Annotated in this window: 9 protein-coding genes; 1 reads left to right on the top strand and 8 read right to left on the bottom strand. The window is 61.5% G+C overall.

Going from position 1 to position 14,917, the window contains the following annotated elements; translation table 11 throughout:
- Window positions 1-79: 79 nt before the first annotated feature.
- The 8 genes from J1G18_RS20820 to J1G18_RS20785 form a co-directional block, all read right to left on the bottom strand.
- The gene (locus J1G18_RS20820) at window positions 80-997 is read right to left on the bottom strand and encodes a LysR family transcriptional regulator (RefSeq protein WP_098966549.1); all 918 of its coding nucleotides are present in this window, start codon (window positions 995-997) and stop codon (window positions 80-82) included.
- Window positions 998-1,173: 176 nt separating this feature from the next.
- Entirely contained in the window at window positions 1,174-2,040 is an 867-nt protein-coding gene (locus J1G18_RS20815; protein WP_098966548.1) for an ABC transporter permease, read from the bottom strand.
- Between the two features lie 20 nt (window positions 2,041-2,060).
- Window positions 2,061-2,921: an ABC transporter ATP-binding protein gene (locus J1G18_RS20810; protein ID WP_027611118.1), complete on the bottom strand. Its 861-nt coding sequence runs from the start codon at window positions 2,919-2,921 to the stop codon at window positions 2,061-2,063.
- 5 nt (window positions 2,922-2,926) lie between these two features.
- On the bottom strand, window positions 2,927-3,952 hold the full coding sequence (locus tag J1G18_RS20805; RefSeq protein WP_223008379.1) for an ABC transporter substrate-binding protein: 1,026 nt from the start codon (window positions 3,950-3,952) through the stop codon (window positions 2,927-2,929).
- Between the two features lie 18 nt (window positions 3,953-3,970).
- On the bottom strand, window positions 3,971-4,867 hold the full coding sequence (locus J1G18_RS20800) for a TauD/TfdA dioxygenase family protein (RefSeq protein WP_223008378.1): 897 nt from the start codon (window positions 4,865-4,867) through the stop codon (window positions 3,971-3,973).
- 373 nt (window positions 4,868-5,240) lie between these two features.
- Window positions 5,241-6,608 (bottom strand): HlyD family type I secretion periplasmic adaptor subunit, encoded by a 1,368-nt coding sequence (locus J1G18_RS20795; RefSeq protein WP_096796933.1) that lies wholly within the window; start codon window positions 6,606-6,608, stop codon window positions 5,241-5,243.
- On the bottom strand, window positions 6,598-8,754 hold the full coding sequence (locus J1G18_RS20790) for a type I secretion system permease/ATPase (protein WP_027611114.1): 2,157 nt from the start codon (window positions 8,752-8,754) through the stop codon (window positions 6,598-6,600). Before J1G18_RS20790 ends, J1G18_RS20795 begins: the two co-directional genes overlap by 11 nt.
- Window positions 8,755-8,796: 42 nt before the next feature.
- Window positions 8,797-10,149, bottom strand: coding sequence for a TolC family outer membrane protein (locus tag J1G18_RS20785; protein WP_007961502.1), 1,353 nt, complete (start codon window positions 10,147-10,149; stop codon window positions 8,797-8,799).
- Window positions 10,150-10,506: 357 nt separating this feature from the next.
- Between J1G18_RS20785 and J1G18_RS20780 the strand changes: the two genes are divergently transcribed.
- Window positions 10,507-14,917 (top strand): retention module-containing protein (locus J1G18_RS20780; protein ID WP_223008377.1); only part of this gene is annotated, 4,411 nt, incomplete at its 3' end.

Here is a 14,917-nt window from a genome sequence, read left to right as displayed (position 1 = left end):
AAGCGGTGGGTCATTCACCCTATGCATTGCCTGACACGACGCCTTCGGGAGCAAGCCCCCCTCCCACATTGATTCGGTGTCAGGGCTGCGCGGCCAGCCACGTCTCGTCACAACACGCCTTGAGCGTTTCACGCAGCCAGCGGTGCGCCGGGTCCTTGTCGAAGCGCGGGTGCCAGGCCTGGGTCAGCATCAGCGTCGGCAACGGTATCGGCAGATTGAACGAACGCAGTTTCAGGCCCAGTCGGCGCACGCTGAGCAACGCTTCCTTGGGCACCGGCAGGATCAGGTCGGAATCGGGCAAGGCAAACATCGCCGCGTGGAAACTCGGAGCGATCACCGCCACCCGCCGCTCCAGACCCAGGGCGTTCAACGCGGTGTCGATGGGGCCGCGAGCAATGCCACGGCGCGACATGCTGATATGCGAGTAGCCGGCATAGCGCTCGGCGGTGACTTCGCCGTCGAGCAACGGATGATCCTCACGCACCAGACCGACGAAATGCGTGGAGAACAGGTTCTGCACTTTGACTTCCGGGGTTACCGGACGGGTGTTGCTGACACTCAGATCAATCCGACCTTCGCGCAGCGCTTCGTCGTCGCCATCGCCCTCGGGGACGAAGCGCAACTCGCAGTGTGGCGCCTGCTGGTCGAGGGTATCGAACAGCTTGCCGCCATATACGCCAATGAAAAAGTCGTTGGCGCGAATGCTGAAGCGCCGGCGCAGGGTGCCCAGATCCACGCTGTCGGCGGAGCGAAACAGCAGCGCCGCTTGCTCGACGACATCGCGCACCTGCTCGCGCAATTCGAGGGCTTTGGGGGTTGGCACCAGGCCGCGACCGGCGCGTACCAGGATCGGATCGCCGATCGCCTCGCGGATCCGCGTCAGAGTGCGGCTCATGGCGGCGGGGCTGAGGTTCATCCGCCGCGCGGCGCCGACCACACTGCCCTCGTCGAGCAAGGCGTCGAGGGCGACCAGAAGGTTCATGTCCGGGAGTTGCATGCTGAGCACTCTTGGCTGATCTGGATTGATCTGGGTGCAATGCTAGCAAACATCCTTCAAATTTGACGGCGGCTGAAAGGACGCCTTCGCGAGCAAGCCCGCTCCCACAGGGGAACGCATTCCAAAATGTGGGAGCGGGCTTGCTCGCGAAGGCGCCGGTCCTGCCAACACAAATCTCAGCGCTGCATGCCCCAACGCTTCACCGTCACCCGCTCCAGCGTATCGAACACCAGATTCTCCACCAACAACCCGATCAGAATCACCACCGCCAACCCGGCGAACACCTTGTCGGTGTACAGCTCATTGCGGTTCTGGAAGATGTACCAACCCAACCCGCCCTTGCCACTGGTAGCGCCGAACACCAGTTCGGCGGCGATCAGCGTGCGCCAGGCAAACGCCCAGCCGATTTTCAGCCCGGCGAGGATCGACGGCAGCGCAGCCGGAATCAGGATGAACAGCACAAAACGCATGCCCTTCAGCCCATAGTTGCGCCCGGCCATGCGCTGGGTTTCCGAGACCCCGAGAAAGCCTGCGTAAGTGTTCAGCGCCAGCGCCCACAACACCGAATGCACCAGCACGAAAATCAGGCTGTTCTGCCCCAGCCCGAACCAGAGCAAGGCCAGCGGCAGCAAGGCAATCGCCGGCAGCGGATTGAACATCGAGGTCAGGGTACTCAGCAGATCCCGGCCAAACTGGGTCGACACCGCCAACGTGGTCAGGGCGAACGCCAGCACGATGCCGATCAGGTAACCCTTGATCAGCACCACCAACGATATCCACACCTTGCCCAGCAACTCGCCGCTGAGCAGGCCGTCATACAGCGCATGACTGGTCTGCAGAAAACTCGGCAGCAGCAGGTCGTTGTTCTGCACCCGGGCGATCACTTCCCAGAGGATCGCCAGCAGAATCAGGATCACACTCTTACGCAACCAGCCCTGTTGCCACAGGCGTTGGCCCAGCGGCAGTTCGCGCTCGAGCGGCACGCTGTTCAATGGTTCAAGGACGGTTTCAAACTCTTGTCGTACAGACGATGGCTGGCTCATCGGGCAATCCTCCAGAACGCTCAATAAGCGATACGAATGTCGTTGAAGTCATGGTCACGCTCGGTTTCCGGCGACTGGCCCTCATCGAACAGCAAACGGTGAATGCGCCGCGCCGATTCCTGAAACGCCACGCCGCCGAGGCTTTGCAGATCGTATTGATGGCTGTGCACTTCAGCGCGCACCCGCCCCGGATGTGGCGACAGCAGCAGGATGCGATTGCCGACCACCAGCGCCTCTTCGATCGAGTGGGTGACGAACAGCAAGGTGAAGCGCACTTCTTCCCAGAGCAGCAGCAATTCTTCCTGCATCTTGCGCCGGGTCAGCGCATCCAGTGCGGCGAATGGCTCGTCCATCAGAAGGATTTTCGGCTGCATCGCCAACGCCCGGGCAATCGCCACCCGCGCCTTCATGCCGCCGGACAAAGTGTGGGGATAGGCGTCGGCGAATGCTGCCAGACCGACTTTTTCCAGGTAGTGCAGTGCACGTTCTTCGGCGTCTTTTTTGTTCAAGGTTCGCGAGGCCAGCAGCGGAAACATCACGTTCTGTTTGACGGTTTTCCACGGCGGCAGTTGATCGAATTCCTGGAACACCACGATCCGGTCCGGACCGGGTCCATCGACCCGCTGACCTTGCAGGCGAATCTCGCCTTCGCTCGGCGCAATGAAACCGGCGGCCGCCTTGAGCAAAGTCGACTTGCCGCAGCCGGACGGGCCAAGCAGCACGAAGCGATCCGCCGGATCGATTTCGAAACTGACCTGATGCGTGGCGCGCACCACCCGCTGCGGGGTGCGGTATTCGAGGCTGACGTTATCCACCGCCAGCAGCGCTTGCGTACTGGCGACCGGGTTGCTGGCCGCGTGGCCTTGCAAAGGGGCATTCATCTCGATCAGCTCCCCTGCAGCGGTTTGGCATCCTGGAAGAAGTAGTCCTTCCACGATTCCGGTTTGTTCTTGATCGCACCGACGCGGTAGAGGAATTCGGCCAGTGGATAGGTATTTTTCGGCGTGACGCTGAATTCGAATTGCGGGTTGTCGATGATTTTCAGCAGCTCGGCGCGGTCGATCTTGGCCTTGGTCACGCGGATGTAGGTGTCCGCCGCCGCGCCCTTATCGTTCTGCGCAAATTGCGCGGCTTCGGTCAGCGCTTCGACGAAGGCCTTGTAGGTTTTCGGGTTGTCGTTGCGGAATTTCTCGGTGGCGAACAGCACGGTTGGCGAGTTCGGGCCGAAGATGTCGTAGGAGTTGAGCACCACGTGCACGTTCGGGTTCTGCAGCGCCTGATCCTGGAACGGTGGGTTGGAGAAATGCCCGGTCAGCTCGGTGCCGCCGGCAATCAGCGCAGCGGTCGCATCCGGGTGCGGCACGGCGATGGTGTACTTGTCGAGGCGATTGAATTCCTTGTCACCCCACTGTTTGGCCGCCGCGTATTGGAGGAAGCGCGACTGCACCGACACGCCCACCGCCGGCACCGCAATGCGGTCCTTCTCGGTGAAATCGGCAATGGTTTTGACCTTGGGATTGTTGCTCACCAGGTAGTACGGGAAGTTGCCGAGCGAGGCGACTGCCTTGACGTTCTGCTTGCCGTGGGTGCGATCCCAGATGGTCAACAGCGGGCCGACGCCGGCACCGGCAATGTCGATGGAACCGGACAACAGCGCATCGTTGACCGCGGCGCCGCCCGAGAGCTGCGTCCAGTCGACCTTGATGTCGAGGCCTTCCTGCTTGCCGTACTTCTCGATCAGGCCCTGATCGCGCACCACATTGAGCAATAAATAGACAATCCCGAACTGTTCGGCGATGCGGATTTCACCTTCGGCGTGGGCCACGGCCGGCGCCACCAGGCTGCCGGCGATGAGACTGAAACCGAGGCCAATGGCCGCCGCCAGCGGTGCAAATGGAAGACGTTTGGACATGATCGAATCTCCGGCAAATCAGAAAGGCGCGTCGCCCTGAATGGTCGTGCGATACAGCTTGCGGCGCAGGTGCGCGGGGCAGCCGGCGGCGAGGTGGATCAGCGAACGATTGTCCCAGAACACCATGTCGTGGGGCTGCCACTGATGGCGGTAGATGTTTTGCGGCAGCACGCTGTGGGCGTAGAGCTCGGCCAGCAGGTGCTGGCTCTCGTCCTCCGGCAGACCGACGATGCGGGTGGTGAAGCCTTCGCTGACGAACAACGCCTTGCGGCCGTTTTCCGGGTGTGTGCGAACGATCGGATGCACCACTTCGGCGACCTGCGCCAGTTGTTCCGGGGTCAGGGTCGGGCGCCAGTTGCCCTCGAATTTGGTCTCGCTGTAACGCGCGGTGTAGGAGTGTGCGGCGGAGCGCCCTTCTACGGCTTTACGCAGCGCTTCGGGCAGGCTGTCCCAGGCTTTGTGCATGTCGGCAAACAAGGTGTCGCCGCCCTCGGACGGTAATTCCTGCGCATGCAGCATCGAGCCGAGACTCGGCAGCTCTTTATAGGAAAGGTCGGAGTGCCAGAACTTGCCGGCATCGCCGAGGCCGATGTTCTGGCCGTTCTCGACGATGTTGGAAACGATGAGGATTTCCGGGTGATTGGCCAGCAGGAACTGCTTGAGCACGTGAATCTGCAACACGCCGAAGCGACGGCTGAAATCGATCTGCTGTTGCGGGGTGATGCGCTGATCGCGGAACACCACCACGTGGTGATCCAGGTGCGCACGATGAATGCGCGCGAAGTCCTGATCGTTGACCGGCCGGGTCAGGTCCAGGCCGATGATCTCGGCACCGACGGCACCGCTGAACGGACGAATTTCAAAGGTTTGCGGCGCGGCAGTCGCGGCGCTTGGGGTGGCAGTAGCTGCGGACATCTTTCAATCTCCCACGCACGGCGCGCTCACAGGCGCGCACGTCGATCAGACACTCACGCTGGATTGCGTGTTGGTTCAGGTCGTGCGGCGCGCCGATTGGTCGGCAGGTACGCAGGTGGATGACTTTAAAGCTATAAGAACTGGAAATTAAATACCGTTAATGAATAACGATATGGCAGATGGTGAGGAATGGACTGGATGGTGAGTGACGATTTGTGTCACTTACTGACAGGGGTGTGGTGATTTTGCTGGCCCCTTCGCGAGCAAGCCCGCTCCCACATTTGATCTTCAGTGGACACAAGTTCTGTGTTCGACCGGGATCCACTGTGGGAGCGGGCTTGCTCGCGAAGGGGCCATGTGCCGCGCTGAAGACCTACCGCTCGTGCAGTGCCTCGGCCCGCGCCCGAATGATCGGCTTGAGCAGATAGCTCAACACCGATTTCTTGCCGGTGATGATATCCACCGACGCCACCATCCCCGGGATGATCAGCAACGGCTTTTCATCAGTGCCCAGGTGGCTGCGCTCGGTGCGCACCTTGATGATGTAGTAGGTGGTTTTCTTGTCTTCGTCGGTGATGGTGTCGGCACCGATCTGCTCCAGTTTGGCTTTCAGCCCGCCATAAATGGTGTAGTCGTACGCGGTGAATTTGACGATCGCTTCCTGCCCCGGGTGCAGGAACGCAATGTCCTGCGGACGGATCTTGGCTTCGACCAGCAAGGTGTCATCCAGCGGCACGATTTCCACCATGTCGCTGCCCGGCTGGATCACGCCGCCGATGGTGTTGACCAGCAACTTGTTGACGATCCCGCGTACCGGCGAGGTGACCAGCGTCCGGCTGACCCGGTCTTCCAGGGCCTTGCCGGTGGCCTGGGCCTTGTTCAGGTCGGTGCGGGCTTCGTTGAGCTGGGTCAGCGCATCGCTGCGAAATTTGCCGCGAGTCTCGTCGATCTTGCGCTGGACTTCCTTGATGGCCGATTCGGCGCGCGGGATCGCCAGCGTGGTGGCGTCGAGCTGACCACGGGTTTCGACTTCGGCACGCTTGAGCCGCAGCACTTCTACCGGCGATACGGCGCCCTGAGCCACCAGCGGCTCGGACATGTTGATTTCCTGACGTTGCAGGCCCAGTTGCTGGCGATACTGCGCCTGCTTGGAGCTGAACTCGCGCAGCTCTTGCTGACGCTGGATCAACTGCTCCTGCAAACCGCCGATCTCGTCGTGCAGTTGCTGACGACGACTGATGTACAACGATTCTTCGCTTTTCGCCTGGCCCGGCACGGCTTTGAGCACGTCTTCAGGGAAATTCAGCGGACGGTCATCGACCTCGGCGCTCAGACGCTCGACGCGCAGCAGCATCGACAGCCGATCAGCCTCGGTTTCGCCGACGTTGGAAGCAAATCGCGTGTCGTCCAGACGAATCAGCGGTGCGCCGGCCTCGACGATCTGACCTTCCTTGACGAACATTTCCGAGACGATCCCGCCCTCAAGGTTCTGGATTTTCTGGATCTTCGACGACGGAATCGCCTTGCCGTCGCCCTTGGTCACTTCGTCGATCACGGCGAAGTTGGCCCACAGCAGCAGGAACAGGAAGAAGCCGATGATTGCCCAGATGGTCAGGCGCACGACGCGCGGGGCGTCCTCGATCAGCGCCTTGTTGACCTCCGGCAGCGGCTGGCCCTGCAGCGAGGCAGAACCCTTGAAGTAGCGACGGATCGACTCTTTGACACCCGACTTAAGCAACACTGATCTGCCCCTTCTTCAACGCTTCCATCACGGCGGCTTTCGGGCCATCGGCGAGAATCTGTCCACGGTCGACCACCAGCAGGCGGTCGACCAGCGACAGCAGCGAGGCCCGGTGCGTCACCAGCACCACGGTCTTGTTTTCAACGACGGCGGCCAGGCGTTGCTTGAGGCGTTCTTCGCCGGTGTTGTCCATGGCGCTGGTCGGTTCGTCGAGCAGCAGGATCGGCGGATTGAGCAGCAGCGCCCGCGCCAGAGCAACGTTCTGCCGTTGGCCACCGGACAGGTTCTGCCCGCGCTCGCCGACTTGCAGCTCATAACCCTGCGGGTGCAGGCGGGCGAATTCGTGCACGCCGGCCAGTTCGGCGGCTTGCAGTACCAGCTCGTCTTCTACATAGCGCGCGCCGGAGACCAGGTTGTCACGCAGGGTGCCGGCCAGCAGCTGGATGTCCTGCGGCACGTAGCCGATGTTGTAGCGCAGCTCGCTGACGTCGATCTGGCGGATGTCGACGCCGTCCACCAGCAACGCGCCGTCGTCCGGCTGATACAGGCCCACCAGCAGTTTCGCCAGTGAGCTTTTGCCCGAACCGCTGCGACCGATGATGCCGATCTTCTCGCCGGGACGAATCACCAGGTTGATGTTCTTCAGCGCCGGGTTCTGCTGTTCCGGGTAGGTGAAGTTCAACTGACGGCACTCGATCGCGCCCTGCAACACCTTGCGGCTCAGCGGACGTTCTTCGAAATTGCGCTCCTGCGGCAGCTCCATCATCTGGTCGACGGAAGTCATGGTTACCCGTGCCTGCTGGTAGCGGGTCAACAGACCGGACAGCGACGCCAGCGGGCTGAGCGCGCGGCCGCTGAGCATGTAGCAGGCAATCAGACCGCCCATGCTCAGGTTGCCGGCGATGATCTGGTACACGCCGAAGACGATCATGATCACCCCGGCCAGTTGCTGGATCAGCAGGGTGATATTCATCGCCAGACCGGAGAGCATTTTCACCCGCAGTTCGAGGCGGCTGAGGGTGCCGATGGTCTGCTCCCACTGATACTGGCGTTCGCTTTCGGCGTTGTTGACCTTGACCGCGTCGAGGCCGGCGAGGGTTTCGATCAGGCTCGACTGACGCTCGGCACCGAGCGCCATGGTGCGTTCCATGGTCGCGACCAGCGGCTTCTGCAACGCGTAGCCGATCAGTAGCGCAATCGGGAACGCCAGCACCGGAATCCACACCAGATGCCCGCCGAGAATCGCGATGACGATGAAGATCAGGATGGTGAACGGCAGGTCGATCAGACTGGTCAGGGTCAGCGAGGCGAGGAAGTCGCGCAGGCTCTGAAACTCATGGATGTTCTGCGCGAAGCTGCCGACCCGCGCCGGGCGGTACTTCATGGCCATGCCGACGATACGCTCGAACAGCGTTGCGGAGATGATCAGGTCGGTTTTCTTGCCGGCCAGATCCAGGCACAGGCTGCGCAGGCTTTTGAGAATCAGGTCGAAGATGTAGGCACCGGTGATGCCCAGCGCCAGCACCCACAGGGTCGCTTCGGCCTGGTTCGGCACCACGCGGTCGTAGACGTTCATCACGAACAGCGGTGCGGCCATGGCGATGATGTTGATCAGGAAACTGGCGGCGATCGCATCGGCATACAGCCAGCGCGAGCGCTTGAGGGTGTCGCGGAACCACGAGCGCGCACGCGGGATCAGCGTGCCGTGGTTGACGTCGAATTTGTGCTGCGGCTGGGCGAAGAACACTTTGCCGGTGTAGTCGTCAGCCAGCAGTTCGCGGCTGACCACCGATTCGCCGCCGTCGCTTTCGCTGAGCAGCACCCGGGCTTCGTTGTCACCTTGCCAGCCGAGCAGGACGGCGCTGCGGCCATCCTTGAGCAGCAACAGCGCCGGCATGGCAATCGCCGGAATCTCTTCCAGCTTGCGTTGCAGCACCCGACCCTGCAGCCCGGCGCGAGCCGCTGCGCGGGGCAGCAACTCGACACTCAGGCGCTGCTTGGGCAACGGCAGGCCAGTGGTGAGCATCGCGGCACTGGCCGGCTTCTGGTGCAACATGCATAGAGCGAGCAAGCCATCCAGTAACGGATCGTCGTGCATCGCGCGCGGATCATGAATGAGTTGAACTCGACTGACTTCTGATTCCACGCTCGGCACTCTTGGCTAACAATTGAACAATGAAGGTTCTGCTCAATTCATACCCGGCAGTTGGACCTTCGGCTTCACATCGTTCTGCACGACGGATGCCAATGGTGCGACCACTCCCTGGCTCTTGAGCAACTCGCCCATGGTCGCCTTGATTCGATACTGAGTAAATAACTGAATGTTCTTGATCTCGGCCAGACGGCGCGAAGCGGTGAACAACTCGTTTTCGCTGTCGAGCAAATCGAGCAGGGTGCGCTCGCCGAGGCTGAACTGACGCTGGTAGGCGGTACGCACGGCGGTGCTGTGATCAACGTACTGCTGCGCGATCGGCACCTGCGCATTGGCGTTGTTCAGGGCGTTCCAGGCCAGGCCCAGTTCTTCGTTCAACTGACGCAGGGCGTTGTTGCGGATGTCCAGCGCCTGGTTCGACAGGTACGACTTGGATTCCAGATCGGCCTTGTTGCTGCCGCCCGAATACAGGTTGAAGCGCATGCGCAGCATCGCCTGCCACTCGTTGTTGTGGCCGTTCTGACCATCGAGATCGTTGTCGGCGGTGCGTCCCAGCTCGGCGTCGAAACGTGGGTAGAACGTCGACTTGGCGGTTTCGTACTGCTTCTCGGCAGCGGCGATATCGGACTCGGCCGAGCGCAGGATCGGGCTGTTTTCCAGCATCTGCGTACGGGCTTCATTGAGGTTGGCCGGCATCATCGCCATGAACGGCGCCGGGCGCTCCAACTGGTCAGGCATCTGGCCGACGGCACTGAGGAAGTTGGTCTCGGAGTCGGCGAGGTTGGTCTGTTCGGTGATCAGGTTGTTGCGGGCCTGAGCCATCCGCGCTTCAGCCTGATCAAGGTCAGCGCCGCTACCAACGCCGCGCTGGGTGCGTAGCTGGATCTGATCATAGATGCGCTGGTGGCTTTTGAGGTTTTCTTCGGCCAGACGCACGAATTCGCGGCGGGTCAGCACGTCCAGGTACACCTGGGCGACGGTCAGCGCGGTGCGCTCGGAAGTGCCGAGCAGCGAGTAGGCGCGGGAGTTGACGGTGGCTTGTTGACGCCCGACTTCGCTGGACGTGGCAAAACCGTCAAAAACCATTTGCGAGAGACGTAAACTTGACTCGCTGCGGTTCAAAGTTTCCCAGTGGTTGCCGCCACCGTTGGCGCGCGTGGTCACGCTGTCAGTGCCCTCACGGCCATAACCGCCCAGCAGATCTACCTTGGGCAGGTATCCACCTTTGGCTGCCTTTAACTGATAATCCGCGGCCAAACGACTGTTGACCCCCGCCTGGATTTCCGGATGGACATCCAGTGCCTGTTGCATGGCTTCTGGTAAGGATTGTGCTTGGACGAAAGAGGCGGCGAGGGCGAACGGTAGAGCCTTGAACAAGTGCAAACGCATGGTAAAGATTTCCCAGGACTTCTTGTCTTGAATCACAGCAAAACGTGCTGCTGCGTCGGATGATTGGCAACCGGAATGACCGTATGTCGGAAAGTTCAAAATAGGAACTGGATCACACGCTGAGGGACAGGTCGCCGCGGAAATATCAATGTGACATTAGTGGGGCGATTGTTTAGGATGGCACCCAGAAGGTCAATAGTTTGGCATAAAGTTAATAGCGAAAGAATCTAGCCAAATTATTGACGAAGAACAGCGTCAATCTTGATTCGCAAATTTTTAAAGTACGTCCAGACTGAATCGGCGCCGAAGCCATCAGGCTATGGAAGTCAACTGAACGTGACACCCGGAGAGTCTTCAATGAGCAGTGTTGTTGCCATCGTCAAAAGCATTGTCGGTCAGGTATTCGTGGTCTCCCCCGAGGGTGTACGCCGCGTGCTCGTTGAAGGCGATCGCCTGTTCGTCGGCGACCAGATCGATACCGGCCTCTCCGGCGCCGTGTCGCTGGAACTGGCGGATGGCCGCACCCTGGACCTGGGCCGTGAAACCCAGTGGAGCGCCAACGCGCCCGACTCCAGCACTGACCTGGCCGAGGCCACCGCGCAGGCCGCACCGTCCGTAGCCGAGCTGCAGCAGGCCATCGCCGCCGGTGCCGACCCGACCACCGCCCTTGAAGCCACCGCTGCCGGCGCTACCGCCGCAGGGACTGGCGGCGCGGCAGGCGGCGGCCACAGCTTCGTGATGCTCGATGCCACGGCTGGCCGCGTCGACCCGACCATCGGCTTCCCGACCGCGGGCATCAACGCCGGTGCACAAGCGGCACAGAACATCACCGGTGGCCAGACCACCGACACCACCACCAACGCCCTGCGTGAGTCGACTCTGAGCCTCAGCGCCACGCCGACCATCACCGAAGCCGGCGGCGTGCTGGTGTACACCGCGACCCTGACCCAGGCGCCGCTGACCGACCTGACCATCACTCTGTCCAACGGCTCGGTGATCGTAATTCCGGCCGGCTCCACCACCGGCACCGTCAACGTGCCGCTGGCACCGAACGACACCGTTTATAACGACCCGACCCAGATCAACGTGACCGTCACCGGCACCACCGGCGGCAACGGCATTACCGTGACCCCGCCGACCACCCCGGCGACGACTCAGGTCACCGACACCATCGACACCACCACCGTCACCCTGACCGCTGGCAACAGCGTCACCGAAGGCGGTCAGATCACCTATACCGCGACACTGACCAACCCGGCGCAGACACCGGTCACCGTCACCCTGTCCAACGGTTCGACCATCACCATCGAAGCCGGCCAGACCACCGGCACCGTCAACGTGCCAACCGCGCCGAATGACGTCTACAACAACGGCAGCACCGTCAGCACCACCATCACCGGTGCCACCGGCGGCAACTTCGAGAACCTGGTGCCGAACACGACGCCAGCCGTGACGAACATCGTCGATTCGCGCGACACCACCGGCCTGACCCTCACCGCCACCGGCAGCGTGGTCGAAGGTGGCCAGATCACCTACACCGCGACCCTGACCAATCCGGCACAGACCCCGGTCACCGTCACCCTGTCCAACGGTTCGACCATCACCATCGAAGCCGGCCAGACCACTGGCACGGTCAACGTGCCGACCGCGCCGAACGACGTCTACAACAACGGCGGCACCGTCAGCACCACGATTACCGGTGCGACCGGCGGCAACTTCGAGAATCTGGTGCCGAACACCACGCCGGCGACCACCACCGTCACCGACTCCATCGACACCACCAACCTGTCGCTGAGTGCCACCGGCACCGTCGCTGAAGGCGGCTCGATCGTTTATACCGCCACCCTGACCAACCCGGCCGGCACCCCGGTGACCGTGACGTTGAGCAATGGCTCCGTCATCACCATCGAGGCTGGCAAAACCACCGGCACTGTGACCGTTCCGGCGCCTGCGGATGACGTCTACAAAGACGCCGGCAAGGTCGAAGTCAGCATCACCGGCACCACCGGCGGCAATTTCGAGAACCTGGTGCCGAGCACCGTTCCGGCGGTCACCGAAGTCACCGACACCATCGATACCTCGACCGTCAAACTGACTGCCGATACCTCAGTCGCTGAGGGCGGCATCGTCACTTACACCGCCACCGTCGGTGCACCTGTGACCGGTTCGCCGGTTGTCGTGACCCTGGCCAATGGTCAGACCATCACCATCGAAGTCGGCAAAACCACCGGCACCGTGACCACCACCGCGCCGAACGATGCGTTGACCGGCAACCCACCGCTGACCAACGCCATCACCAATGTCAGTGGCGGTAACTACGAGAACCTCGTCGCCGATAAAACTCCGGTTTCGACCACCGTTACCGACACCGTCGACACCACCAACCTGTCGTTGAGCGCGACCGGTACCGTGGCTGAGGGCGGTTCGATCGTTTACACCGCGACGTTGACCAATGCTGCCGGCTCGCCGGTCACCGTGACCCTGAGCAACGGCGCCGTGATCACCATCGAAGCCGGTAAAACCACCGGCACCGTGACGGTTCCGGCGCCTGCGGATGACGTCTACAAAGATGCCGGCAAAGTCGAAGTCACCATCAACGGTGCAACCGGCGGCAACTTCGAAAATCTGGTGCCAAGCACTGTCCCTGCGGTCACCGAAGTGACCGATACCATCGACACTTCGACGGTCAAACTGTCCGCTGACACCTCCGTCGCCGAGGGTGGCACCGTCACTTACACCGCGACCGTTGGTGCGCCTGTGACGGGCTCGCCGGTTGTCGTGACTCTGGCCAACGGTCAGTCCATCACCATCGAAGTGGGTAAAACCACTGGCACCGTGACCACCACCGCACCGAACGACGTGCTCAACGGCCAGGCGCCGCTGAGCAACTCGATCACTGGCGTGAGCGGTGGCAACTACGAAAATCTGGTCGCCGACAAGACGCCGGTCAGCACCACCGTGACCGACACCGTCGACACCACCAACCTGACGTTGAGCGCCACTGGCTCCGTCGCTGAAGGCGGTTCGATTGTCTACACCGCGACCCTGACCAACCCGGCCGGCACCCCGGTGACCGTGACCCTGAGCAATGGCTCCGTCATCACCATCGAGGCCGGTAAGACCACCGGTACCGTGACCGTTCCGGCGCCTGCCGATGACGTCTACAAAGATGCCGGCAAAGTCGAAGTCAGCATTACCGGAACCAGCGGTGGCAATTTCGAGAACCTTGTTCCGAGCACCGTTCCGGCTGTCACCGAAGTCACTGACACCATCGATACTTCGACCGTCAAACTGACCGCTGATACTTCGGTCGCTGAAGGCGGCACTGTCACTTACACCGCTACGGTTGGTGCGCCGGTGACTGGCTCGCCGGTGGTTGTGACCTTGGCCAACGGTCAGACCATCACCATCGAAGTGGGCAAAACCACTGGCACCGTGACCACCACCGCGCCGAACGATGCGTTGAATGGTCATGAGCCACTGAGCAACGCGATCACTGACGTGAGCGGTGGCAACTACGAAAATCTCGTGGCCGACAAAACCCCTGTCAGCACCACCGTCACCGATACCGTCGACACCACCAACCTGTCGCTGACTGCGACCGGCACCGTGGCTGAAGGTGGCTCGATCATCTACACCGCGACCCTGACCAATCCGGCCGGCACGCCGGTAACCGTGACCCTGAGCAATGGCTCCGTCATCACCATCGAAGCGGGTAAAACCACCGGCACCGTGACCGTTCCGGCGCCAGCCGATGACGTCTACAAAGATGCCGGCAAGGTTGAGGTCAGCATTACCGGAACAACCGGCGGCAATTTCGAGAACCTGGTGCCGAGCACCGTCCCTGCGGTCACTGAAGTGACTGACACCATCGACACCTCGACCGTCAAGCTGACCGCCGATACCTCGGTGGCTGAAGGTGGCACCGTCACCTACACCGCCACCGTCGGTGCTCCGGTAACCGGCTCGCCTGTAGTCGTGACCTTGGCCAATGGTCAGAACATCACCATCGAAGTGGGCAAAACCACCGGCACCGTGACCACCACCGCGCCAAATGATGCGCTGAACGGTCACGAACCGCTGACCAACTCGATTACCGGCGTCACCGGTGGCAACTACGAAAATCTGGTCGCTGACAAAACCCCGGTTTCGACCACCGTTACCGACACCGTCGACACCACCGACCTGACGTTGAGCGCCACTGGCTCCGTTGCCGAAGGTGGTTCGATCGTTTACACCGCGACCTTGACCAATCCGGCCGGTACGCCGGTGACCGTGACCTTGTCGAACGGCTCGGTGATCACTATCGAAGCCGGTAAAACTACCGGCACCGTGACCGTTCCAGCACCAGCCGATGACGTTTACAAAGACGCTGGCAAGGTTGAAGTCACGATCAAAGACGCCGCAGGCGGCAATTTCGAGAACCTGGTGCCGAGCACCGTTCCGGCTGTTACCGAAGTTACCGATACCATCGATACGTCGACGGTCAAACTCACCGCCGACACTTCGGTCGCTGAGGGCGGGACTGTCACTTACACCGCCACCGTCGGTGCACCGGTAACCGGCTCGCCGGTTGTTGTGACCTTGGCGAACGGCCAGACCATCACTATCGAAGTCGGCAAAACCACCGGTACCGTCACCGCCACCGCACCGAACGATGCGCTGAATGGTCACGAGCCGCTGACCAACTCGATTACCGGCGTCACCGGTGGCAACTACGAAAATCTGGTCGCTGACAAAACCCCGGTTTCGACCACCGTTACCGACA

The organism is Pseudomonas sp. MIS38, assembly GCF_019891575.1.
Classification (GTDB): Bacteria; Pseudomonadota; Gammaproteobacteria; order Pseudomonadales; family Pseudomonadaceae; genus Aquipseudomonas; species Aquipseudomonas putida_A.
Note: the sequence above shows the minus strand (reverse complement) of the source record. Positions and strands in the feature narration are given on the sequence as shown.